General features: G+C 69.9%; 18 protein-coding genes. 13 read left to right on the forward strand and 5 right to left on the reverse strand.

The genetic code is table 11. The annotated features are described in order from the left end of the window. Window positions 1-1,276: 1,276 nt before the first annotated feature. From G6N07_RS20245 to G6N07_RS08595, 7 genes are all read left to right on the forward strand, one after another. Complete coding sequence (locus G6N07_RS20245) at window positions 1,277-1,954, forward strand: EspK C-terminal domain-containing protein (protein ID WP_235849796.1); 678 nt, start codon at window positions 1,277-1,279, stop codon at window positions 1,952-1,954. 74 nt (window positions 1,955-2,028) lie between these two features. After that, window positions 2,029-3,009: a helix-turn-helix transcriptional regulator gene (locus G6N07_RS08570; RefSeq protein WP_085191566.1), complete on the forward strand. Its 981-nt coding sequence runs from the start codon at window positions 2,029-2,031 to the stop codon at window positions 3,007-3,009. Next, on the forward strand, window positions 3,006-3,983 hold the full coding sequence (locus G6N07_RS08575; RefSeq protein ID WP_085191567.1) for a helix-turn-helix transcriptional regulator: 978 nt from the start codon (window positions 3,006-3,008) through the stop codon (window positions 3,981-3,983). Before G6N07_RS08570 ends, G6N07_RS08575 begins: the two co-directional genes overlap by 4 nt. 29 nt (window positions 3,984-4,012) lie before the next feature. Further along, the gene (gene tatA, locus G6N07_RS08580) at window positions 4,013-4,255 is read left to right on the forward strand and encodes a Sec-independent protein translocase subunit TatA (RefSeq protein ID WP_085191569.1); all 243 of its coding nucleotides are present in this window, start codon (window positions 4,013-4,015) and stop codon (window positions 4,253-4,255) included. A 77-nt stretch (window positions 4,256-4,332) separates the two neighbouring features. Continuing rightward, complete coding sequence (gene tatC / locus G6N07_RS08585) at window positions 4,333-5,283, forward strand: twin-arginine translocase subunit TatC (RefSeq protein ID WP_085191570.1); 951 nt, start codon at window positions 4,333-4,335, stop codon at window positions 5,281-5,283. After that, window positions 5,267-8,023, forward strand: a complete 2,757-nt coding sequence (locus G6N07_RS08590; RefSeq protein WP_085191572.1) for a DEAD/DEAH box helicase — start codon at window positions 5,267-5,269, stop codon at window positions 8,021-8,023. Before tatC ends, G6N07_RS08590 begins: the two co-directional genes overlap by 17 nt. A gap of 41 nt (window positions 8,024-8,064) precedes the next feature. Then, entirely contained in the window at window positions 8,065-8,853 is a 789-nt protein-coding gene (locus tag G6N07_RS08595; protein ID WP_085191574.1) for a DUF4333 domain-containing protein, read from the forward strand. Here G6N07_RS08595 and G6N07_RS08600 read toward each other — a convergent pair. After that, the gene (locus tag G6N07_RS08600) at window positions 8,850-9,800 is read right to left on the reverse strand and encodes a 5'-3' exonuclease (RefSeq protein ID WP_085191576.1); all 951 of its coding nucleotides are present in this window, start codon (window positions 9,798-9,800) and stop codon (window positions 8,850-8,852) included. The genes G6N07_RS08595 and G6N07_RS08600 overlap by 4 nt on opposite strands. A gap of 195 nt (window positions 9,801-9,995) precedes the next feature. On the opposite strand from G6N07_RS08600, the gene G6N07_RS08605 reads away from it, so the two are divergent. Beyond that, the gene (locus G6N07_RS08605) at window positions 9,996-11,138 is read left to right on the forward strand and encodes a M24 family metallopeptidase (protein WP_085191578.1); all 1,143 of its coding nucleotides are present in this window, start codon (window positions 9,996-9,998) and stop codon (window positions 11,136-11,138) included. Between the two features lie 26 nt (window positions 11,139-11,164). Here G6N07_RS08605 and G6N07_RS08610 read toward each other — a convergent pair whose 3' ends face one another. After that, a complete protein-coding gene (locus G6N07_RS08610) occupies window positions 11,165-11,590 on the reverse strand; it encodes a F420-dependent biliverdin reductase (protein ID WP_085191653.1) in 426 nt (141 codons plus the stop codon). Between the two features lie 34 nt (window positions 11,591-11,624). Between G6N07_RS08610 and G6N07_RS08615 the strand changes: the two genes are divergently transcribed. The 4 genes from G6N07_RS08615 to G6N07_RS08630 are packed head-to-tail and all read left to right on the forward strand — an operon-like array spanning window position 11,625 to window position 15,059. Beyond that, window positions 11,625-12,374, forward strand: a complete 750-nt coding sequence (locus G6N07_RS08615; RefSeq protein ID WP_085191580.1) for a decaprenylphospho-beta-D-erythro-pentofuranosid-2-ulose 2-reductase — start codon at window positions 11,625-11,627, stop codon at window positions 12,372-12,374. Next, on the forward strand, window positions 12,371-13,582 hold the full coding sequence (cbiE, locus tag G6N07_RS08620; protein WP_263858036.1) for a precorrin-6y C5,15-methyltransferase (decarboxylating) subunit CbiE: 1,212 nt from the start codon (window positions 12,371-12,373) through the stop codon (window positions 13,580-13,582). The genes G6N07_RS08615 and cbiE overlap by 4 nt, the downstream gene beginning before the upstream one ends. Then, window positions 13,579-14,331: a precorrin-4 C(11)-methyltransferase gene (gene cobM, locus G6N07_RS08625; protein WP_085191582.1), complete on the forward strand. Its 753-nt coding sequence runs from the start codon at window positions 13,579-13,581 to the stop codon at window positions 14,329-14,331. The genes cbiE and cobM overlap by 4 nt, the downstream gene beginning before the upstream one ends. Beyond that, window positions 14,331-15,059, forward strand: a complete 729-nt coding sequence (locus tag G6N07_RS08630; protein ID WP_085191584.1) for a cobalt-precorrin-6A reductase — start codon at window positions 14,331-14,333, stop codon at window positions 15,057-15,059. Before cobM ends, G6N07_RS08630 begins: the two co-directional genes overlap by 1 nt. An 18-nt stretch (window positions 15,060-15,077) precedes the next feature. Here the strand turns inward: G6N07_RS08630 and G6N07_RS08635 are convergent, their stop codons facing one another. Genes G6N07_RS08635 through cobG form a run of 3 tightly spaced genes read right to left on the reverse strand, consistent with a single transcriptional unit; the run spans window position 15,078 to window position 18,301 of the window. After that, a complete protein-coding gene (locus tag G6N07_RS08635; RefSeq protein ID WP_085191585.1) occupies window positions 15,078-16,547 on the reverse strand; it encodes a precorrin-2 C(20)-methyltransferase in 1,470 nt (489 codons plus the stop codon). Further along, window positions 16,544-17,170 carry a precorrin-8X methylmutase gene (locus tag G6N07_RS08640; RefSeq protein WP_085191587.1) on the reverse strand — a complete coding sequence of 209 codons (627 nt, stop codon included), beginning with the start codon at window positions 17,168-17,170 and terminating at the stop codon, window positions 16,544-16,546. The genes G6N07_RS08635 and G6N07_RS08640 overlap by 4 nt, the downstream gene beginning before the upstream one ends. A 9-nt stretch (window positions 17,171-17,179) precedes the next feature. Then, window positions 17,180-18,301: a precorrin-3B synthase gene (cobG, locus tag G6N07_RS08645; RefSeq protein WP_085191589.1), complete on the reverse strand. Its 1,122-nt coding sequence runs from the start codon at window positions 18,299-18,301 to the stop codon at window positions 17,180-17,182. 92 nt (window positions 18,302-18,393) lie between these two features. On the opposite strand from cobG, the gene cobN reads away from it, so the two are divergent. Further along, entirely contained in the window at window positions 18,394-21,978 is a 3,585-nt protein-coding gene (cobN, locus tag G6N07_RS08650) for a cobaltochelatase subunit CobN (protein WP_085191591.1), read from the forward strand. Window positions 21,979-21,985 lie beyond the last annotated feature (7 nt).

Consider the following 21,985-nt stretch of genomic DNA (forward strand, 5'->3'; position numbering starts at 1 on the left):
GATGGAACGCCTCGCTGCAGAACAGGGCAAAGATGCCACCTATGCAATTCGGTCGCTTGTAAACGACAAGTACATGGAAAACTTCGATACGCTCGGTGATGTCGCTGAGAAGTTGGGTTTCGAACGCGGAATCCCTCAAACGCCGTTTGATGAAGACGATTTATTAGATCCTGGGGATGGAGATCGCGGTTCAACTATCAGAGCGGTCTCGACTTTGACTAAGCCAACTGACGGTGGTCGAGTCTCGACTTCGGTTCCTTCATCTTCGAGCGGCCTTCCGCCAACGCAGCAACCAGAAAAAATTGTCGATCGTCAGTTCGTCTCCAATTCCGCGCCACAAGCCCCGGTACCTCCGAACCCTCCGCTCCAGAGTCGCGGAGGAGTTGAGAGTGAAACTCTGCCTGCTTCCGTAGCCGGACCCAGTCCGGTTGGACCGCCGCCTTCTCCCTCAGGTAAGCCCACCGCTTCGGTGCCGCCATTCACCTCTGGCGTGCCATCCGCGAACGCGCGTTTGATGTCTACGTCGCCGGCTTCGCCATTGAGCAGCGGTGGGTCGTCCTCAAGTGGAGCACCCAGCCTTGGAGGAGGAAGCGGTTCCGGCGGTGGCGCGTCGTTTGGAGTCAGCGGCGGTGCTGGCGGGTCATCGTCCGGCGGCTCGTCGAGCAGTCCTGCCAGTGACAGCCAGTCCTCGATCGGCGGCCAGCCGAGTTTCGATCCGAGCGAAGGCGCCTCCGGCGCGTCGTCGGGTTACGGCGATCAGGCGCCGATCCATTCCCCGCCGATCTCGGACACTGTGTCAAACTTCGGCCCTCCGATGCAGCCGGCGTCGGCCCCAGCGTCGGCGCCTATGGCGGCGCCGGCCGCGTCTATGGCGGCGCCGGCGGACGTTCCGCCGCCGATATCCGCCGGTCCGTCCAATCCAGTGACAGGCCAAGCGGCGCAAACGCCGGTCGCGCCGGTAGCTCCACCGTCGGCCGGTGGTGGCGGTATGCCCATGGCGGGTGGCGGTCCGGCGATGCCTCCACCGCCGATGCCGTTGGGTCCGCCACCGACACCATCGCCCGCCGCGCCGGTCGTTCCTGCTTCGGCTGCACCGCCTCCGGTGGCGCCTTCGGCATCGAGCGCCGGATCGGTGGTCGGCGCTCCCGCGCCTGTGCCCGTGTCTGCAGCCCGTGCCGAACGCGACGCCATCGCTGGCTCGATGCGTCGACAGTCAGGGGGTGACCCGGTACAGGTGGCGCGTCGAGTCGCGGCAGCCCTAAATGCCGTGGAGTCAATGGATTTCGGGTTCTTCTGGGCCACCGGCGTCAGCAAAGACGGCACCATACTGGTGGCCAACAGCTACGGCATCGGCTATATCCCCGACGGCGTGAAGTTGCCTGAGGGGGTGAAGATGGTCAGCGCCGACGAGTCGATTGCGCTTGAAGAGCGCGCGAAGTGGGCCACTTTCCCGATGCTGGCCTTGCATGGCTGGGCCCAGCACCATGACGTCCCATTGCGTGCCGTGGTGGCGACGGCGGAGCAGTTCGACGGCTTTGACCCGGGTGCGGCCCGCGTGATCCTCACGGCCGACGACATCCCGGAGCGGGGCGACATGGCCGGCCGGTCCCGCCTGGAGGTCATCGCCCCGGGTGCGGCACGCCAACTGGGCTCGGTCGACGACGCGATGCTGGGTGACTTGCTGCCGCCCGCGCCCGCGGATGCGACTCCGCCGGCTGACAATTCGATGATGCTGTGGTTCGAGGTGATGAAGCCGTTGATGAGCACCGCGGCGGATCGCGGCGCAGCCCATCTTCAAGCGATGGTGAACTACGCCAACCACGCCCAGGAACTCGCCTTGCACAAAGCGCAGACAGCGCCCGACGCCGCGGTGCAGCGCGCAGCGATCGCCGACTGGCTGTACTGGCAGCACGTCAGCGTGATGAGTGGCGACGCGCTCGTCGTGAAGCGGTAGTCCGCGGACTTTGCTGTCCGAGACCCCCGCGTCGCCGGGCCTGACCGACTCGCTGACGCCTTAAGCTCTTAGGAGTGGCGACCTCCAAAGTCGAACGGCTGATGAACCTCGTCATCGCGCTGCTCTCGACGCGCACCTTCATCACCGCCGACCGCATCCGGCAGGTGGTCGCCGGCTACGCCGACAGCCCCAGCGACGAGGCCTTCTCCCGCATGTTCGAGCGTGACAAGAACGAACTTCGCGACCTCGGGATCCCGCTGGAAACCGGCCGCGTCTCCCAGTTCGACCCCACCGAGGGCTACCGCATCAACCGCGACGCCTACGCACTGCCCGCCGTCGAGCTCACCGCCGATGAAGCCGCCGCCGTCGCCGTCGCCACCCAGCTCTGGGAGTCACCCGAACTCATCACCGCCACCCAGGGAGCGCTGCTCAAGCTGCGCGCCGCCGGCGTGGACGTCGACCCCGCCGACACCGTCGCCATCTCCACGGCCACCCTGCCCGGCGTCCGCGGCAACGAAGAAACGCTACGAACCCTGTTGCAAGCCATCGACAACGGTCAGGCCGTCCAGTTCGGTCACCGCAGAGACCGCTCCGAGCCCTACACCACCCGCACCGTCGAACCGTGGGGAGTCGTCACCCACCGCGGCCGGTGGTACCTCATCGGCCACGACCGCGACCGCGACGCACCCCGCACCTTCCGCCTGTCCCGTATCGCCGACGACGTCACCACCATCGGACCGTCCAACGCCGTCCACAAACCCGACGGCGTCGACCTACGTGAGCTGGTGCGCCTCGCCGTCGCCGACTGGCCCACCGGTACCCGAGCCCAGGTGTGGGTCGCCGCGGGCCGGGCTACCGCGCTGCGCCGCCAAGCCGTCGCCGAAGCCCCGATGACCCTCGGCGGCCGCGCCGGGGAGGTCATCACGGTCGAGGTCGGCATGTTCGACCGGCTGGCCCGCGAGGTCGCCAGCTATGGCGCCGACGCGGTCGCGCTCGAACCGCAGTCCCTGCGCGACGACGTGATCGCCCGCCTCAAAGCGCAGGCCACCGCGTGAGCGCCGTCTCCACCCGGCTGGTCCGGCTGCTCAACATGGTCCCGTACTTCCAGGCCAACCCGCGGATCACCTACATCGAAGCCGCGTCCGACCTCGGCGTCAGCGTCGAGCAACTGCAGGACGATCTCAACCAACTGTGGATGTGCGGCCTGCCCGGCTACGGACCCGGTGACCTCATCGACTTCGAGATGTCCGGCGACACCATCGAGGTCACCTTCTCCGCCGGAATCGACCACCCGCTGCGCCTCACTTCGCCGGAGGCCACTGGCGTGCTGGTCGCGCTGCGCGCCCTGGTCGACGTGCCCGGCATGGTCGACCCCGAAGCGGCCCGCAGCGCCATCGCCAAGATCGAGCAGGCCGCCGGTGTCGCGGGCCACCACATCGGTGACGCCGTCACCGCCGTCGAGGAACCCGCGCCGCGAGAAAGTGAGGCCGCCACCGCCGTCCGCACCGCGGTGCGCAACGCCCGCGCGCTGATGATCGAGTACTACTCGGCTTCCCACGACATGCTCACCAGCCGCGTCGTCGATCCGATCCGGGTGGTCCTCGTCGCCGACCACACCTACCTGGAGGCGTGGTGCCGCTCCGCGGAAGGTGTCCGCTTGTTCCGCTTCGACCGCATCGTCGATGCCCGCCTGCTCGACGAACCCGCCGCCCCGCCGCCGCCCGCGGTCGAGGCCGGCCCCGACACCTCGCTGTTCGACGCCGATCCGGCGCTGCCGTCGGCCACCCTGCTGGTCGACCGGTCGGCCTCGTGGATGTTCGACTACTACCCCCTTCGAGTGGTGCGCGAGCTCCCCGACGGCGCCTGCGAAGCGGCGATGACGTACGCCTCGGACGACTGGATGGCCCGCTTCGTACTCGGCTTCGGTTCGGCGGTGCGGGTCCTCAGACCACAGGCACTGGCGGACAAAGTGCGTGAATCGGCCGCCGCGGCGCTGCTCGCCTACGAGAACGACCCCGCCGACGGGTAGACTCGGCCACGACTTCGAGGAGGTGCACATTGGGCGGTCTACAACCCTGGCATTGGGTAATCGTCATCGTGGTGTTCGTGCTGCTGTTCGGCGCCAAGAAACTGCCGGATGCTGCTCGTTCGCTGGGCAAGTCCATGCGGATCTTCAAGTCGGAGATCAAGGAGATGCAGGCGGAAGGCAAGTCGGAAAACTCGCCGGCCACGCCGATCGCCTCCGAGCGCGTCGACATCGCCAACCCGACGGCCGATCAGCCCGACAAGCGGTCGGCCTGATCCCACGCTTTCCGTCCCACGCGGCCTGACGCCGCGTCGTCAGGCCGCGTCCGTCGGCGGCCCCTAGGCAACTTCACGTGCAAACCCCCGGTTTCCTCAAGCGGCTCGACCCGCGGCAACGCCGCGCACGGGCCAACCCCGACGGCACCATGTCGTTGGTCGAGCATCTCCACGAGCTGCGCAACCGGCTGCTCGTCGCCGCTGCGGCGGTAGTGCTGACCACCATCTTGGGCTTCTTCTGGTACAGCCACGGCATCCTCGGGTTCCACAGCCTCGGCGAATGGCTGCGCGGGCCCTACTGTGCGCTGCCCGATTACGCCCGGGCCTCCATCACCGACGACGGGCAGTGCCGCTTGTTGGCCACCGCGCCGTTCGACCAGTTCATGCTGCGGCTGAAAGTGGCGCTGATGGCGGGCATCGTGCTGGCCTGCCCGGTGTGGCTTTACCAGCTCTGGGCGTTCATCACCCCCGGCTTGTACCGCAACGAACGCCGCTTCGCGACGGCCTTCGTCGGGGTCGGGGCGGTGCTCTTCGTCGCCGGCGCGATCCTGGCGTACGTGGTGCTCGCCACCGCCCTGGGTTTCCTGCTCACCGTCGGCAGCGACGTCCAGGTCACCGCCCTGTCGGGCGACCAGTACTTCGGCTTCCTCATCAACCTGCTGCTGGTGTTCGGCTTCAGCTTCGAGTTCCCGCTGCTGATCGTGATGCTCAACTTCATCGGGATGCTGCCCTACGAACGCCTCAAGGCGTGGCGCCGCGGCCTGATCTTCGCGCTGTTCGTGTTCGCCGCCTTGTTCACGCCCGGCTCGGATCCGTTCTCCATGCTGGCGTTGGCGGCTGCGCTCACCGTGCTGCTGGAGGTCGCGATCCAGGTCGCCCGGATCCACGACAAGCGCAAGGCGAAGCGGGAGGCCGCCGAGACCGTGCCCGAGGACGAGGCCGCGCCGATCGGCGGTGTCGAACCGATCGAACCGCCGAGCGTGGTGTCGACCCCGTCTCGGACCTCCATTCATGACGAATCCACCTGACCCTCAACTGGCCGCGTTCGCCGCGGCGCTGCCCTTCGCGCTCGACCCGTTCCAGGTCCGCGCCTGTGCCGCGCTCGAGCACGGGCACGGCGTGCTCGTCTGCGCACCCACCGGTGCCGGGAAGACTGTCGTCGGTGAGTTCGCCGTCCACCTGGCCCTGGCCGCCGGCGGCAAATGCTTCTACACCACCCCGATCAAGGCGCTGAGTAACCAGAAACATGCCGACCTCGTCCGCCGCTACGGGCCGGAGCAGATCGGGTTGCTGACCGGGGACCAGTCGATCAACGGTGACGCCGACATCGTCGTGATGACCACCGAAGTGCTGCGCAACATGCTCTATGCGGACTCGCCTACCCTGCACGGTCTGTCGTACGTCGTGATGGACGAGGTGCACTTTCTCGCCGACCGGATGCGTGGTGCGGTGTGGGAAGAGGTGATCCTGCACCTGCCCGACGAGGTCCGGCTGGTCAGCCTGTCCGCCACGGTCAGCAACGCCGAGGAGTTCGGCGGCTGGATTCAGACTGTGCGCGGCGACACCACCGTGGTGGTCGACGAGCATCGGCCGGTGCCGCTGTGGCAGCACCTCCTGGTCGGCAAGCGGCTGTTCGACCTGTTCGACTACCGCAAGCACAGTCCGGCCCGCAGCGGGCGTGAACTCGTCGTCGACCCGGAACTGTTGCGCCACATCGCCCACCGGCGCGAAGCAGACCGCCTCGCCGACTGGCAGCCGCGTGGCCGAGGGCGCTCGGCGCACCGCAGCCGGCCGACGATCTACCGCCCGCCCGCCCGGCCCGACGTGATCGCCGTCCTGGACCGCGAGGGATTACTGCCGGCTATCACGTTCGTGTTCTCGCGTGCCGGCTGTGACGCCGCGGTCAAGCAGTGTCTCCGGTCACCGCTGCGGTTGACGACGAACGGGGAACGCCAGCGCATCGCCGAGGTGATCGACCGCCGCTGCGCAGACCTCGCCGAGGCAGACCTGATAGTGCTCGACTACCACGAATGGCGCGAGGGTCTGCTCCGAGGCCTGGCCGCCCACCACGCCGGCATGCTCCCGGTCTTCCGCCACACCGTAGAGGAACTTTTCACCGCCGGGTTGGTCAAGGCCGTCTTCGCCACCGAGACATTGGCTTTGGGCATCAACATGCCGGCCCGCACCGTGGTGCTCGAACGGCTGATCAAGTTCAACGGCGAACAGCACATGCCGTTGACACCAGGGGAGTACACCCAGCTGACCGGCCGGGCCGGACGCCGCGGCATCGATGTCGAAGGGCATGCAGTCGTCCTGTGGACCCCCGACGTGGAACCCGTCGAGGTGGCCGGTCTTGCCTCGACCCGCACGTTCCCGCTGCGCAGTTCGTTCGCGCCGTCCTACAACATGACCATCAACCTGGTGCACCAGATGGGGCCGGCGCAGGCGCGCCAACTCCTCGAGCAGTCGTTCGCGCAGTACCAGGCCGACCGCTCGGTGGTGGGTCTACGCCGCGGTGTCCAACGCGGTGAACGGATGCTCGACGAGATCGCCGCCGAACTCGGCGGCCCGGATGCGCCGATCCTGGACTACGTCCGGCTGCGCGAGAAGATCTCGGAACGCGAACGTGCGCAGTCCCGCGCGTCGCGGCTGCAGCGCCGCGCCGCCGCCAACGACGCACTCAGCGCGCTGCGGCGCGGTGACATCATCACCATCACCAACGGGCGGCGCGGTGGCCTGGCCGTCGTCCTGGAATCCGCCCGCGATGCTGACGATCCGCGCCCGCTCGTGCTGACCGAGCACCGTTGGGCCGGCCGCATCTCCTCGGCCGACTACTCCGGCGCGACTGCGCCTGTGGGCACCATGACGCTGCCCAAACGCGTCGAGCACCGCAACCCAGGGGTGCGTCGCGACCTGGCGTCGGCGCTGCTCTCCGCGGCGGCCGGGATGGCGATGCCGGAGTCGCGAGGCCGGCGTAGCGGCGCGCACGAGGACCAGGACACCGACCCCGAACTCGTATCGCTGCGGGACCAGTTGCGCCGCCACCCCGCGCATCACCTGCCCGACCGCGAGGACCGGGCCCGCGTTGCCGAGCGTTATCTGCGCATCGAACGCGACAACGCGCAGATCCAGAAGAAGGTCGTCGCCGCCACCAACTCGCTGGCCCGCACGTTCGACCGGATCGTCGTCCTGCTCGCCGAACGCGGGTTCATCGACACCACCGGTGCGGACCCGAAGGTCACCGATGACGGCCGCCTGCTGGCCCGCATCTACAGTGAGAGTGATCTTCTGGTCGCGGAGTGTCTGCGTGCAGGCACCTGGGAGGGACTCGACGCCGCCGAACTGGCCGCGGTGCTGTCGTCGGTGCTGTTCGAATCACGCGGCGACACGCCCGGGGTCCCAGCGGGGTACGAGGCGCCGACGGCGAAGGTTCGCCGTGCGCTGTCGCAGACCCGGCGGTTGTCGGCCGACCTGCGCGCCGACGAACACCGCCACCGGCTGAACCCTGGCCGGGAGACCGACGAGGGCTTCGTCACCACGATCTACCGGTGGGCGACCACCGGAGACCTGACCACCGCGCTGGCCGCATCCGACGCGTCAGGCGGCGGGTCACCGCTGTCCGCAGGCGACTTCGTCCGGTGGTGCCGACAGGTGCTGGACCTGCTCGACCAGGTCCGAAACGCCGCGCCGACGCCCGCTCTGCGCGCCGCCGCGAAACGCGCAATCAACGACATTCGACGCGGCGTCGTGGCAGTTGATGCGGGGTAGGGTGTGGTGCCAGCGAGCCGAGCGAGGACCAAGGAGACACGATGAGCGGACCGCAGGGACCTGATCCGACGCAGCCGTGGGCCGGTCAACAACCGGACGCGGGTACGGACCAGCCGGCCGGCGACCCGTCGAACAATCAGTGGCAGGCAGCCGGATCGGGCGGCGAGCAGGGCACTTCCGAGAACCCGCAGTGGCAGCAGCCGCCGGCGTACACGCCGCAGCAGTATCCGCAGTATCAGCAGCCGACTCAGCAGCAGCCGTCGTACCCGCCCTACCCGCCGACCGAGCAGTACGGCCAGCCCGGTCAGTACGGCCAGCCCGGTCAGTACGGCCAGCCCGGTCAGTACGGGCAACCGCAGTACGGCCAGCCCGGTCAGTACGGTCAGCCGCAGTACGGGCAACCCCCGTACGGTCAACAGCCGCAGTACGGCCAGCCGGGTCAGACCGGCCAGTACGGAAGCTTCCCACCCCACGGTGGTGAAGACAGCTCGAAACCGTCGATGAAGGTGCTCGGCGGCGTCGTCGGCGCATTGCTGGTGGTCCTTCTCCTGGTGATCGGGGTGCTCGGTTTCTGGAAGCCCGGCTTCTTCGTGACGACGAAGCTGGACGTCAACGCCGCGCAGTCCGGTGTGCAGCAGATCCTCACCGACGAGTCGAACGGCTACGGCGCCAAGAACGTGCGCGACGTCAAGTGCAACAACGGGGAGAGCCCCGAGGTCCGCAAGGGTGCCACGTTCGACTGCGAGGTGAGCATCGACGGCACCAAACGCCAAGTCACCGTGACATTCCAGGACGACGACGGCACCTACGAGGTCGGCCGGCCGCGCTAATCGAGGGCGTCGAGCGCCTTCTGTAAGCGCCGGACCGAGGACGTCACGCCGAGGTGGCCCGCCAACTGGGCGACCTGGCGGGGATGCGCCGCGGCCAACGGCAATTCGTCGGTCTTCGTCGCCATCGTGACGGGGGCGTCGGTGGCCACCCGCACCACCGGCTCCGCGGCTTCGATGTAGTCGGTGGCGGCCAGCATCTTCTTGCGGTACGCCTTCGACATCCTCGACTTCGGGTCCTTCGCGGCCGCGACGATCGCTTCCAGCGAGCCGTATTGGGCGAGCAGCGCCGCGGCGGTCTTCTCGCCGACGCCAGGCACGCCGGGCAGGCCGTCGGACGGATCCCCACGCATCAACGCCAGTTCGGCGTAGGCCGCGCCGGCGCGTTCCTTGGGCACCGCGTACTGGTCGGCCACTTCGGCCGGCCCGAACAGCGTGGCCTTGCTCATACCGCGGCCGAGGTAGAGCACCCGCACCTCGACCGGTGCGTCGCGCACCACCTGCAGCATGTCCCGGTCACCGCTCACCACGATCACCCGATCGCGTGTCTCCGCGGCGGCCAGGGTGCCGAGCACGTCGTCGGCCTCGTATCCGGGCGCACCGGCGTGGGGAATCCCGAACGCGTCGAGCATTTCCATGATCATGTCGACCTGCGGGGTGAGCTCGTCGGGGACCACCTCGACATCGGTTCCCGTGGGCTGTGGTTCGGCGACGCGGTGCGCTTTGTACGACGGGACCAGGTCCACGCGCCACTGCGGTCGCCAATCGTCGTCGCGGCACACCACCAGCCGTGCGGGTCGCTCTCTGCCGATCAGCATCGCGACGGTGTCGAGGAACCCACGCAGCGCGTTGACGGGTCTGCCGTCCGGGGCGGTGATCGACGAGGGGAGCGCGAAGTAGGAGCGGAACCACATGCTCGCGCCGTCGAGCAGCAGCAGCGGGCTGCTCACGGATGGCTCGCCCACACGTGGGAGGTGCTGGTGATCCCGCCGACGGCCGATACGACTTCGGGCTGCACCCGGAACGGTCCCGTCTTGCCGCGCGCCATGGAGGTCACGTGCCACCGGTGCCCTACAGATAGGCATCGTGGTCGTCGATCAGTACGGATATCTCGGAGCATCGCCTCTGACAGTAGCCTTGAAGTCATGACCGGCAGCCGATTCGACACCGATGTCTACACCCGACGACTTCGGGCCGCCGCAGCTGCGGCGGGTGACGCCGGACTGGCCGGCCTGGTGATCAGCCCCGGCTACGACCTGCGGTATCTGGTGGGTTCGCGCGCGCAGACCTTCGAACGGCTCACCGCCCTGGTGCTGCCGGCCGACGGCGATCCGACCATCGTGGTGCCCCGGCTGGAACTGGCCGCGCTCAGAGAATCCGTGATCCCCGAACTCGGTGTGACGGTGCGGGATTGGGTTGACGGCGACAACCCGTACCAGCTCGTCGCCGAATCCCTCGGCGGTGCGCCCGCCCGCACGGCGGTGACCGATTCGATGCCCGCACTGCATCTGCTGCCGCTGGCCGGTGTGCTCGGTGAGGTGCCGGTGCTGGCCACCGACGTGCTGCGGCGGCTGCGGATGGTCAAGGACGCCGCCGAAATCGACGCGCTGCGCAAGGCGGGTGCGGCGATCGACCGGGTGCACGCGCGGGTTCCGGAGTTTCTGGTGGCCGGCCGCACCGAGGCCGACGTCGCCGCCGACATCTCCGAAGCGATTGTGGCCGAGGGGCATTCAGAGGTCGCATTCATCATCGTCGGATCCGGGCCGCATGGTGCCGACCCGCACCACGAATCCTCCGACCGTGAGCTGCGCGCCGGGGACATCGTCGTCGTCGACATCGGCGGGCCCTACGAACCGGGATACAACTCCGATTCGACCCGCACCTACAGCCTGGGTGAACCCGACCCCGAGGTGGCGCGCCGCTACGCCGTTCTGCAGCGCGCGCAACAGGCCGCCGTCGAGGCGGTGCGTCCAGGCGTCACCGCCGAGCAGGTCGACGCCGCCGCGCGGGGCGTACTGGCCGCCGAGGGGCTCGCCGAGGCGTTCGTGCACCGCACCGGCCACGGCATCGGCCTGTCCGTGCACGAGGAGCCCTACATCGTCGCCGGTAACGACCTGCCGCTCGAGGCGGGCATGGCGTTCAGCGTGGAGCCGGGCATCTACTTCCCCGGACAGTGGGGCGCGCGCATCGAGGACATCGTGATCGTCACCGAGGACGGCGCGGAGTCGGTGAACAACCGGCCGCGCGACCTCGTCGTCGTGACCGCGGGACCCGACGCGACGGCGTAATCCCTGCGCCGGCGCGCAACGGGCAGTCAGTCGCCGGAGCGGTCGAGCAACTGCGAGGAGCCCAGCACCCGCTCGACCCGTACCTCGATGACCACGCGCTCCGGGTTCACCCGTGGCGTCCGGTACCGCTGGGCGTAGCGCAGTTCGGCGTCGCGGACGGCGTCCGGGTCGGAGTTGACGGTCGACTTGCCTTCCAGCGACAGCCACCGGGCCCCGTCGACCTGGCTGAGCACCGCGACACCACGCTCTTCGGCGTTGACCGCCTTCTGGGAGCCGCCGGAGGTGATCACCCGGGCGATGTGCGTCTTGGGGTCGAAGGTGAACCCGACCGCCACGACGTGCGGGGAGTTGTCCGACCGCAGGGTGGTCAGCATGGCGAGATGACGTTCGGTCAGGAACGCCAACGCATCGCTGGTGAGCCGGGTGGTTGCCTTGCGGCCCGGTGTAGCCACGGGACCCACGCTAGCGCAGGAGATACTGGCAGCCGTGAGGGACACGGATAGCGGGTTGGTGGTGATCTTCGGCGGTCGCAGCGAGATCGGCGGCGAGGTGGCGACTCGGCTGGCGCCGGGTGCGACCGTGGTGCTGGCCGCGCGCGGTGCCGACCGCCTCGACGAGGAGGTCCGCGCGGTGCGGGCGGCGGGTGCGGCGGCGGTGCACACCGTCGACTTCGACGCCGACGACCTCGCGTCGCACGCCCCGTTGGTGGCGAACCTGGTGGCCGAGCACGGCGCGATCACCACTGCGGTCGTCGCCTTCGGCGTCCTCGGCGAACAGGCGCGCGCCGAACGGGACCCGGCGCACGCGGCGGCGATCGTGCACACCGACTACGTCGCGCAGGTCAGCCTGCTGACGGTGCTGGCGGCAACCATGCGGGAGCACCGCTCCGGATCCATCGTCGTGTTCTCCTCGGTGGCCGGCGCCCGTGTCCGCCGCGCAAACTACGTCTACGGTTCGGCCAAGGCTGGGCTAGACGGGTTCGCCAACGGGTTGGCCGACGCGTTGCACGGTACGGGGGTGCACCTGCTGCTGGTGCGGCCCGGCTTCGTGATCGGGCGGATGACCGCGGGGATGGACCCCGCACCGCTGTCGAGCACCCCGGCGCAGGTGGCCGAGGCGACGGTGAAGGCGCTCGCCAAGGGGCGCCGGGAGGTGTGGATTCCGCGGGCGCTGGGTGCCGCGGTGGTGGTCATGCGGATGTTGCCGCGGTTCGTGTGGCGAAGGATGCCGAGGTGACGCACCGGGTGGTGGTGGTCGGCATCGGCGCCGACGGTATGGCCGGGCTCTCGCCCGCATCCGTCGACGAATTACGCCGGGCCACAACGATCTACGGGTCGACTCGACAGCTCGATCTGCTTGACCACACCGTGGCCGCCGAACGCCGGGAATGGCCGTCCCCGCTGCTGCCCGCCCTACACGCCATCCGGGACGCCCCGGACGGCGATGTGCACATCGTGGCCAGCGGCGACCCGATGCTGCACGGCATCGGCGGCTCGGCGGTGCGGATCATCGGAGCCGAACGCGTCACTGTGCTTCCGCACGTGTCGTCGGTGACGCTGGCCTGCGCCCAGCTCGGGTGGGCGGTGCAGGAGACCGAGGTGATCAGCCTGGTCACGGGCGCTCCGAGGACGGCGGTGCGCCGCGGCGGTCGGGCGGTGGTGCTGTCCCGCGACGAATCCACCCCGGCGGTGCTGGCCCGGCTCCTCACCGACACCGGGCGTGGCGACTCCGAGATGACGGTGCTCGAGCAACTCGGCGGACCTGCCGAGCGCCGGCGCGACACCACCGCGCGGGCGTGGGCGACCGACCCGCCCGGCGACGTCGACGCCCTCAACGTCATCGCCATCCGCTACCTACCCGAGGACCGGCGGTTCCATGTGCTCCCCGACGACGCGTTCACCCACGACGGGCAGATCACCAAACAGCCGATGCGCGCGGTCACCCTCGCCGCGTTGGCGCCGCGCCCGGGTGAGCTGCTGTGGGACGTGGGCGCCGGATCGGGCAGCATCGGCGTCGAGTGGTGCCGCAGCGGCGCGGGATGCCGGGCGATCGCATTCGAGCGGGACGGGAAGCGGCGGGCGCGGATCGCGGCCAATGCGGATGCCCACGGCGTGGACGTCGAGGTGCGAGGCGCGGCTCCCGCCGCGTTCGGCGGGGCGGTGCCCACCCAGGGCGGAGTCACCGCGCAACCGTCGGCGGTGTTCATCGGCGGTGGTCTCACCTTTCCCGGCCTGGTCGACGGTTGCCTCGCCGCGCTGCCCGCCGGCGGCCGGCTGGTCGCCAACGCCGTCACCGCCGAGTCCGAAGCCGTTCTGGCGCGGTGGTATTCGGAGATGGGTGGAGAGTTGCGCCGCTACCAGCACTACCGTGGTGAGCCGGTCGGCACGTTCACCGGTTGGCGGCCCGCCATGCCGGTGACCCAGTGGGTGGCGGTCAAGCCATGACGGTCTACTTCATCGGAGCTGGGCCAGGGGCGGCCGATCTGATCACCGTGCGCGGGCAGCGGTTGCTGAGCCGCTGTCCGGTGTGCCTGTACCCCGGGTCGATCATGCCCGAGGATCTCCTGGCACTGTGCCCGCCATATGCGCGCATCGTCGACACCGGCCCGCTGACGCTCGACCAGATCGTCGACGAACTCGCGCGGGCGCACGCCGCAGGACAGGACGTGGCGCGCCTGCACTCAGGAGACCCGTCGATCTACAGTGCGCTGGCCGAACAGTGCCGCCGCCTCGACGCGCGGGGCGTGGGCTACCAGGTGGTGCCCGGGGTGCCGGCCTTCGCCGCGGCGGCGGCCGCGCTGGGCCGTGAACTCACCGTGCCGGGCGTGGCCCAGACCGTCACCCTGAGCCGAGTCGCGACGTTGTCGACGGCCATGCCGCCCGGCGAGGATCTGCGGAGCCTGTCCGCATCGGGGGCAACCCTGGTGCTGCATCTGGCCGCCGCGCAGGTCGACAACATCGTGCCCGAACTGCTGGCCGGCGGCTATCGTCCCGAAACGCCTTGCGCAGTCGTCGCGTTCGCGAGCTGGCCCGGGCAGATCGTGCTGCGGGGGACCCTGGCCGACATCGCCGCGCAGATGCACGACGCCGCCGTCACTCGCACCGCGGTGATCCTCATCGGCGACGTGCTGGCGGCCGGCGGCACCGATAGCTACCTGTACTCGTCGGGGCGCGTGCGCCGGGGGCGGCACTGATGCGAATTCTGTTGCTGGGCGGCACGATGGAGGCCCGCGCGCTCGCGGCGGCACTGCACCCCGACGTCGACGTGATCAGTTCCCTGGCCGGGCGGGTTCCGGATCCGGCGCTACCGGTGGGGCAGGTTCGGATCGGCGGGTTCGGCGGCGTCGAGGGGATGCGCCGCTGGTTGATCGACACCCCGGTCGACGCGGTCGTGGATGCGACGCATCCGTTCGCGGCGACCATCACCGCCAACGCCGCCGCCGTCTGCACCGACCTGGCACTCCCGCATCTACTGCTGGCCCGGCCCGCATGGGCTCCGGGCGAGGCGATCCTGGTGAATTCCGATCGCCAGGCGGCGGAAACCATTGTCGCCAAGGGGTTTTCTCGGGTATTCCTGACGACCGGCCGCACCGGCGTCGCCGCCTTCCGGGACAGCGACGCCTGGTTCCTGATCCGGGCGGTGACCCCGCCCGATGCGGAGGCCCTCCCGCGGGACCACGAACTGCTGCTTTCACGCGGCCCGTACCGCTACGACGACGAACTGGCCGTCCTGCGCGCCCACGGCATCGACGCGCTGGTCACCAAGAACAGCGGCGGCGACATGACTCGGCCCAAACTGGACGCTGCGGCGGCCCTCGGTATTCCGGTGGTGATGGTGGACCGGCCGCCGGCACCGACCGGAGTCCGCGCGGTGCACTCGGTGGAGGAGGCGGTGGCGTGGGTCAGGTCGCGGGTGCGGTGAGGTCGAGGGTGCACACGCTCACCCGGGGTAGTGACGCGGCGTGAAGACCCGCTCGCCGGCACCGGCGGTGTACCACTGTGTCTGCGACGATCCGACGATCAGCAGTGACCGCATGTCGACGTCCGCCGCGTCCAGATCCGCCAGCCGCGCCACCCGAACCTCTTCGCGGGGACCCGCGACGTCGCGGCCGATGACCACCGGGGTGCCGGGATCACGGTGGGCGAGCAGCAGGTCTCGCATCGCGCCGACCTGCCAGGTGCGCGACTTCGACGCCGGGTTGTAGATCGCCAGCACCAGATCGGCCTGCGCGGCGGCGGTCAGTCGGGCCTGGATGATCTTCCATGGCTTGAGCCGGTCGGACAGTGAGATCACCGCGTAGTCGTGGCCGAGCGGTGCGCCGACCCGGCTGGCGACGGCCTGGGCGGCCGTCATCGCCGGGATCACCCGTACCTCGACACCCGGCCACTGCTTGGCCTCTTCGAGGACGGCCGTCGCCATCGCGAACACCCCCGGATCACCCGAGGAGACCACCGCGACGGCGCGGCCCTGCTCGGCGAGCGTGCAGGCCAACCGCGCGCGGGCCGGCTCGTCGGTGTTGTCGCTGGGATGGCGTTGCTGGCCGTCGCGCAGTCCGACGCGGTCGAGGTACGGGCCGTAACCGATCAGGTCCGTGGCCACGGCGAGTTCACGGCGGCTCTGCGGGGTCATCCACTCCGCCGCCCCGGGGCCGAGTCCGACGACGGTGACGCTTCCGGGCGCCGTGCGCCTGCCGGAGCCGCCGGGGATCATCGCCAGCGAGAAGTACGGCACCGCGTCGTCGCCGTCGACGTCCGCCGCCGACAGCGTCCGCTGATCGGGGGTGCTCGCACGCTCGACGTAGAACGCCTCGTCGAGCCGGCCCGTCGCCGCCAGAGCGGCCCGCACGGCCGGGTACGAGCGGCCGAGTTTCAGCACGACGGCGGCGTCGGTGTCGGCCAGTCGGCGCTCGAGTTCATCGGCGGGCAGGGTCCCCGGCAGGATCGTGAGTACCTCCTCTCCCTGCACCAGCGGCGTCGAGATGGCGGCCGACGCGGCACTCACCGACGTGACGCCCGGCACGATCTCACCGGCGAACCGCTCGGTGAGCCGGGTGTGCATGTGCATGTAGGAGCTGTAGAACAGTGGATCGCCCTCGGCGAGCAGCGCCACGTCGCGGCCCGCATCCAGGTGGGCGGCGATCCGATCGGCGGCGTCGCGGTAGAAGTCCTCCATCGCCCCGGCATAACCGCCGGGGTGGTCGGTCACCTCGGTGGTCACCGGGTAGACCAGATGCTCCTCGAGCTGACCGCCGCGCAGGTACGGCTCGGCGATGCGGCGCGCGATGCTGCGGCCGTGGCGTGCGCTGTGGTAGGCGACGACGTCGGCCTGCCCGATCACCCGGGCCGCCTTGACGGTGACGAGTTCCGGGTCGCCGGGTCCCAGCCCGACTCCGTACAGCGTGCCCCTCATTCGCGCTCACTCGCAATCGCATTCACCGCGGCCGCCGCCATTGCGCTGCCGCCCCGCCGTCCCGTCACCACGAGATATGCCATGCCGCGGGGCCGTGCGATGAGTTCGTCCTTCGACTGCGCGGAACCGACAAACCCGACCGGCCCACCCAGTACGGCCGCCGGAACCGCGGCGCCCTGGTCGATCAGTTCGAGGAGCCGGAACAGCGCCGTCGGCGCGTTCCCGATCGCCAGCACCGCGCCACCCAGCCGGTCGGCCCACAGGTCGACCGCTGCGGCGGACCGGGTGCACCCCAGCTTCGCCGCGAGTTCGGGTGCCCGCGGGTCCGCGACCAGCGACACCACCTCGTTGTCGGCGGGCAGCCGTGACCGGGTGATGCCGGCGGCGACCATCGAGGAATCGCACAGCACCGGTGCGCCGGCGGCCAGCGCGGCGTGGGCACGGCCGACGGCGTCGTCGCTGAACGCCACGTGGTCGGCCACGTCGATCTGACCGCACGTGTGGATCAACCGGACCACCACGCGACTCACGTCGTCGGGGAACCGCGCCAGATCCGCCTCGTCGCGGATCGTCGCGAACGACTGCCGGTAGATCTCGGCGCCGTCGCGGATGTAGTCCAGCACGCCGTCACCCTACGACGGGCGGTCGCGCGGCCGATAACCGTCCGGACCGGCGATCAGGACCTGGCCGTCCGGCGGGCTGCCGCACCCTCGTTCGCACCCGACGAAGTGGCGGTGGCCCTCGGCGGTGGCGTCGACGGCGGCAGCGGCATCCGCGCGCACGTCGGCGGCCGAACGTGCGCAGCCCGGGCTCCCGGTGCACGCGCTGACATCGAGCCACGGGGAGTTCTCGTCGAATATCAGCCCCATCGGCGCCAGCACGCGCAGTGCCACGTCGGCGACGCCTTCGTCGAGGTCGCAGATCAGCAGCGACCGCCACGGCGTGATGACCACGGGTGCCTCGACCGCGCCGACGAACTCGGCGGTCCTGGCGGGCAGCACACCGAGCCGAACCCCGGCGCCCAACGTGATCCGGCCGTCGTTCTGGGTGAGCCAGCCGACCGGTGGACGGATCACCGGGGGCCAGGTGGCGCCGGGTTCCGCGGTGACGGGCAGGCCTGCGAGCAGATCCTGGGGGGCGGCGAGTTCGCCGACACGCCAGGCGTTGCCCCGGACCGCCACGAACCGCACCGCGACGTCGATCAGGGTGCGCACCGCGTCGTCGAGGGACAGGCGCACGCCGGTGTCCCGGCCCGCCAGCAGCAGCGCCGCCTGCTCCCCGTCGAGGGCGTGCACACCGACGTCGGTGCCGAGGCCGGAGATGTCGCCGCGACCGTCGTCGAGACCGAACCAGAACCGGCCGGAGGACTCCGCCAGCACGGGCTCCCGCCGGATCGCCGCGTCGAGGTCACCGATCACCTGTCGCAGGTCCGCCAGCCCGCCCGAGCGCCCGGACAGGGGAGACGCGACGATGTTGCGGACCCGCTCGTGGGTCGGCGACGGCAGCAGGCCCGCGTCCCCGACCGCATCAGCCACCGCGCCGGTGTCGGTCATCCCGCGGATCTGGAGGTTGCCGCGCGACGTCAGTTCCAGATCCGGTGCGCCGAAGCGGGTCGCGGCCTGTGCCAGCGCGGTGAGCGCGGCGCCGGAGATCACGCCGCCGGGCAGCCGGACCCGGGCCAGCGCACCGTCGGCGGCCTGGTGCACCGAGAGGGCACCCGGGCACGCGTCCTGATCGAAGGATCGAGTCGTCACTGCCTGCCATTCTAGGAACGGGCCGCGGTGCGTGGCACCGCCGGTGCGGTGGCTCGGCGCAGTGAGCGGACGCGGTGCGGTACGAATGACCAGTGCCCCCGCCGCTTCCCGCGCCGACCGTTCTGCTGCTGTCGACATCTGACACCGACCTCATCACCGCCCGCTCCAGCGGGGCCGGGTACCGCTGGGCGAACCCTTCCCGCCTGGTGCCGGGGGAGCTCGATGGGTTGCTCGACGGCGCCGACGTGGTGGTCATCCGGATGCTCGGCGGTTACCGCGCGTGGCAGGACGGCATCGACACCGTATCGGCCACCGGGCTGCCCACCGTCGTGGTCAGCGGCGAGCGGGAGCCTGACGCGGAGTTGATGAGGCACTCCACCGTCCCGCAGGGCGCCGTGCTGCAGGCGCATGGGTATCTCGCGCAGGGCGGCGTCGAGAACCTGCGGCAGTTGCACGCCTTCCTCAGCGACACGTTGCTGATGACCGGCGTCGGATTCGTCCCACCCGCTACCATGCCGACGTGGGGGCTGCTGCAACGGGGTGCTCCCACCACCGACGGCCCGACGATCGCCGTCCTGTACTACCGGGCTCAGCAGTTGGCCGGAAACACCGCCTACATCGAGGCGCTGTGCGACGCGATCGAGGCGCAGGGCGGCCGGCCGCTGCCCGTCTACTGCGCATCCCTGCGCAACGCCGAACCGGAACTGTTGAAGCTCCTGGAGTCCGCCGACGCACTCATCACGACGGTGCTCGCGGCCGGTGCTGCCACTCCCGCCACGGTGGGTGCCGGAGGCGACGACGACAGCTGGAACGTCGCCCATCTCGCCGCGCTCGACGTGCCGATCCTGCAAGGCCTGTGTCTGACCAGCTCGCGGGCGCAGTGGAGTGATGGTGACGACGGCATGTCGCCGCTCGACGTGGCCACGCAGGTGGCCGTCCCGGAATTCGACGGCCGGGTCATCACCGTGCCGTTCTCCTTCAAGGAGATCGACAGCGAAGGACTGATCTCCTACATCGCCGACCCCGAACGGTGCGCCCGCGTGGCCGGCATCGCCCTGGGACACGCCCGCCTGCGGCGAACCGCGGCGAAGGACAAGCGGGTCGCGGTGGTGTTCTCCGCCTACCCCACCAAACATGCGCGAATCGGCAACGCGGTGGGACTTGACACCCCCGCCAGTGCGGTGGCGCTGCTGCGGGCCATGCGGGAGGCCGGCTACGACATCGGTGACGTACCCGGCGTCGACTCAGGCGATGGCGATGCGCTGATCCACGCCCTGATCGAGCGCGGCGGTCAGGACCCGGACTGGCTCACCGAGGGTCAGCTCGCCGGCAACCCGATCCGCCTGTCCGCCGGCGAGTATCGAGCCTGGTTCACCACCCTGCCCGCCGAACTGACCGACGCCGTCGTCGAGCACTGGGGCCCACCGCCCGGTGAGCTGTTCGTCGACCGCACCCGCGATCCCGACGGCGACATCGTCATCGCCGCGATCCAGACCGGCAACATCGTGCTGATGGTCCAGCCGCCCCGCGGCTTCGGCGAGAACCCGGTCGCCATCTACCACGACCCGGATCTGCCGCCCAGCCACCACTACCTGGCGGCCTACCGCTGGATCGGCTCCGGGTTCGGCGCCCACGCCGTCGTGCATCTCGGCAAGCACGGCAACCTCGAATGGCTGCCGGGTAAGACGCTCGGCATGTCGGCGGCGTGCGGCACCGACGCCGCACTCGGCGATCTCCCGCTGATCTACCCGTTCCTGGTCAACGATCCGGGGGAGGGGACCCAGGCCAAGCGACGCGCCCACGCCACGCTCGTCGACCACCTGATTCCGCCGATGGCCCGGGCCGAGTCCTACGGTGATATCGCCCGACTCGAGCAGCTGCTCGACGAGCACGCCAACGTCTCGGCGCTCGATCCGAACAAGCTGCCCGCCGTGCGCCAACAGATCTGGACGCTGATGCGAGCGGCGAAGATGGACCATGACCTCGGCCTCGAAGAGCGCCCCGACGAGGACTCGTTCGACGACATGCTGTTGCACGTCGACGGGTGGTTATGCGAGATCAAGGACGTCCAGATCCGCGATGGGCTGCACATCCTCGGCGCCGCGCCCGTCGATGACGCCGAACTGGACCTGGTGCTGGCGATCCTGCGGGCGCGTCAGCTGTTCGGCGGAGAGCAGAGGTTGCCCGGCCTCCGCCAGGCGCTCGGCCTCGCCGAAGACGGTCATGACCAGAGAACCAGCGTCGACGCCGTCGAAGCGCAGGCCCGCCACCTGGTGGCGGCGCTGCAGGCGGCCGACTGGGATGTCGCGGCGGTGGACACCATCACCGACCACCCGCAGGTCGCGCCGATCCTGCGGTTCGCCGCCACCGAGGTGGTGCCGCGTCTGGCCGGCACCGCCGCCGAGATCCGACAGGTGCTGCGGGCGCTCGACGGCCGCTACATCGCCGCGGGCCCGTCGGGGTCCCCACTGCGCGGCCTGGTCAACGTCCTGCCGACCGGACGCAACTTCTATTCCGTGGACCCCAAGGCCGTGCCGTCGCGGCTGGCGTGGGAAACCGGTGTCGCCATGGCCGATTCGCTGCTCGAGCGCTACCGCGAGGACTACGGCGGATGGCCTCGGTCGGTGGGCCTTTCGGTGTGGGGCACCTCGGCCATGCGCACCTCCGGCGACGACATCGCCGAAGTCTTCGCGCTGCTCGGCGTCAGGCCCGTGTGGGACGACGCGTCGCGCCGGGTGGTCGGCCTGGAGCCGATCACGCCTGCCGAACTCGGCCGGCCCCGGATCGATGTCACCGTGCGAATCTCCGGCTTCTTCCGCGATGCCTTCCCGCACGTGGTCGCCATGCTCGACGACGCCGTGACCCTCGTCGCCGATCTCGACGAATCCGACGCCGACAACTACGTTCGTGCCCACGCCCGGGCCGACCTTGCCCAGCACGGTGACCAACGGCGCGCTACCACAAGGATCTTCGGCTCCAAGCCGGGCACCTACGGGGCTGGTCTGTTGCAGCTGATCGACAGCCGCAACTGGCGCGACGACGCCGACCTCGCCGAGGTCTACACCGCGTGGGGCGGTTTCGCCTATGGCCGGGGGCTGGACGGTCGACCCGCCGCCGACGACATGAACCGCAGCTACCGGCGAATCGCGGTGGCCGCCAAGAACACCGACACCCGCGAACACGACATCGCCGACTCCGACGACTACTTCCAGTACCACGGCGGCATGGTCGCGACGGTGCGCGCACTGACGGGTAAGGCTCCCGCGGCCTATATCGGTGACAACACCCGTCCCGACGCGGTACGCACCCGCACGTTGTCCGAGGAGACGAGCCGGGTGTTCCGCGCCCGCGTGGTCAACCCCCGCTGGATCACCGCCATGCGCAGGCACGGCTACAAGGGTGCGTTCGAGATGGCTGCGACCGTCGACTATCTGTTCGGATACGACGCCACCGCTGACGTCATGGCGGACTGGATGTACGACCGGCTGTCGCATGAGTACGTGCTCGACACGGAGAACCGCAAGTTCATGGAGGAGTCCAATCCGTGGGCACTGCACGGAATGGCCGAACGGTTGCTGGAGGCCGCCGGACGCGGCATGTGGGCCCAACCGGACCCCGCCATCGTCGACGGGCTGCGCCGGGTGCTGCTGGAGACCGAAGGTGAGCTGGAGAACTAGACCGTTT

It is taken from the genome of Mycolicibacterium doricum (assembly GCF_010728155.1).
Lineage (GTDB): Bacteria > Actinomycetota > Actinomycetes > Mycobacteriales > Mycobacteriaceae > Mycobacterium > Mycobacterium doricum.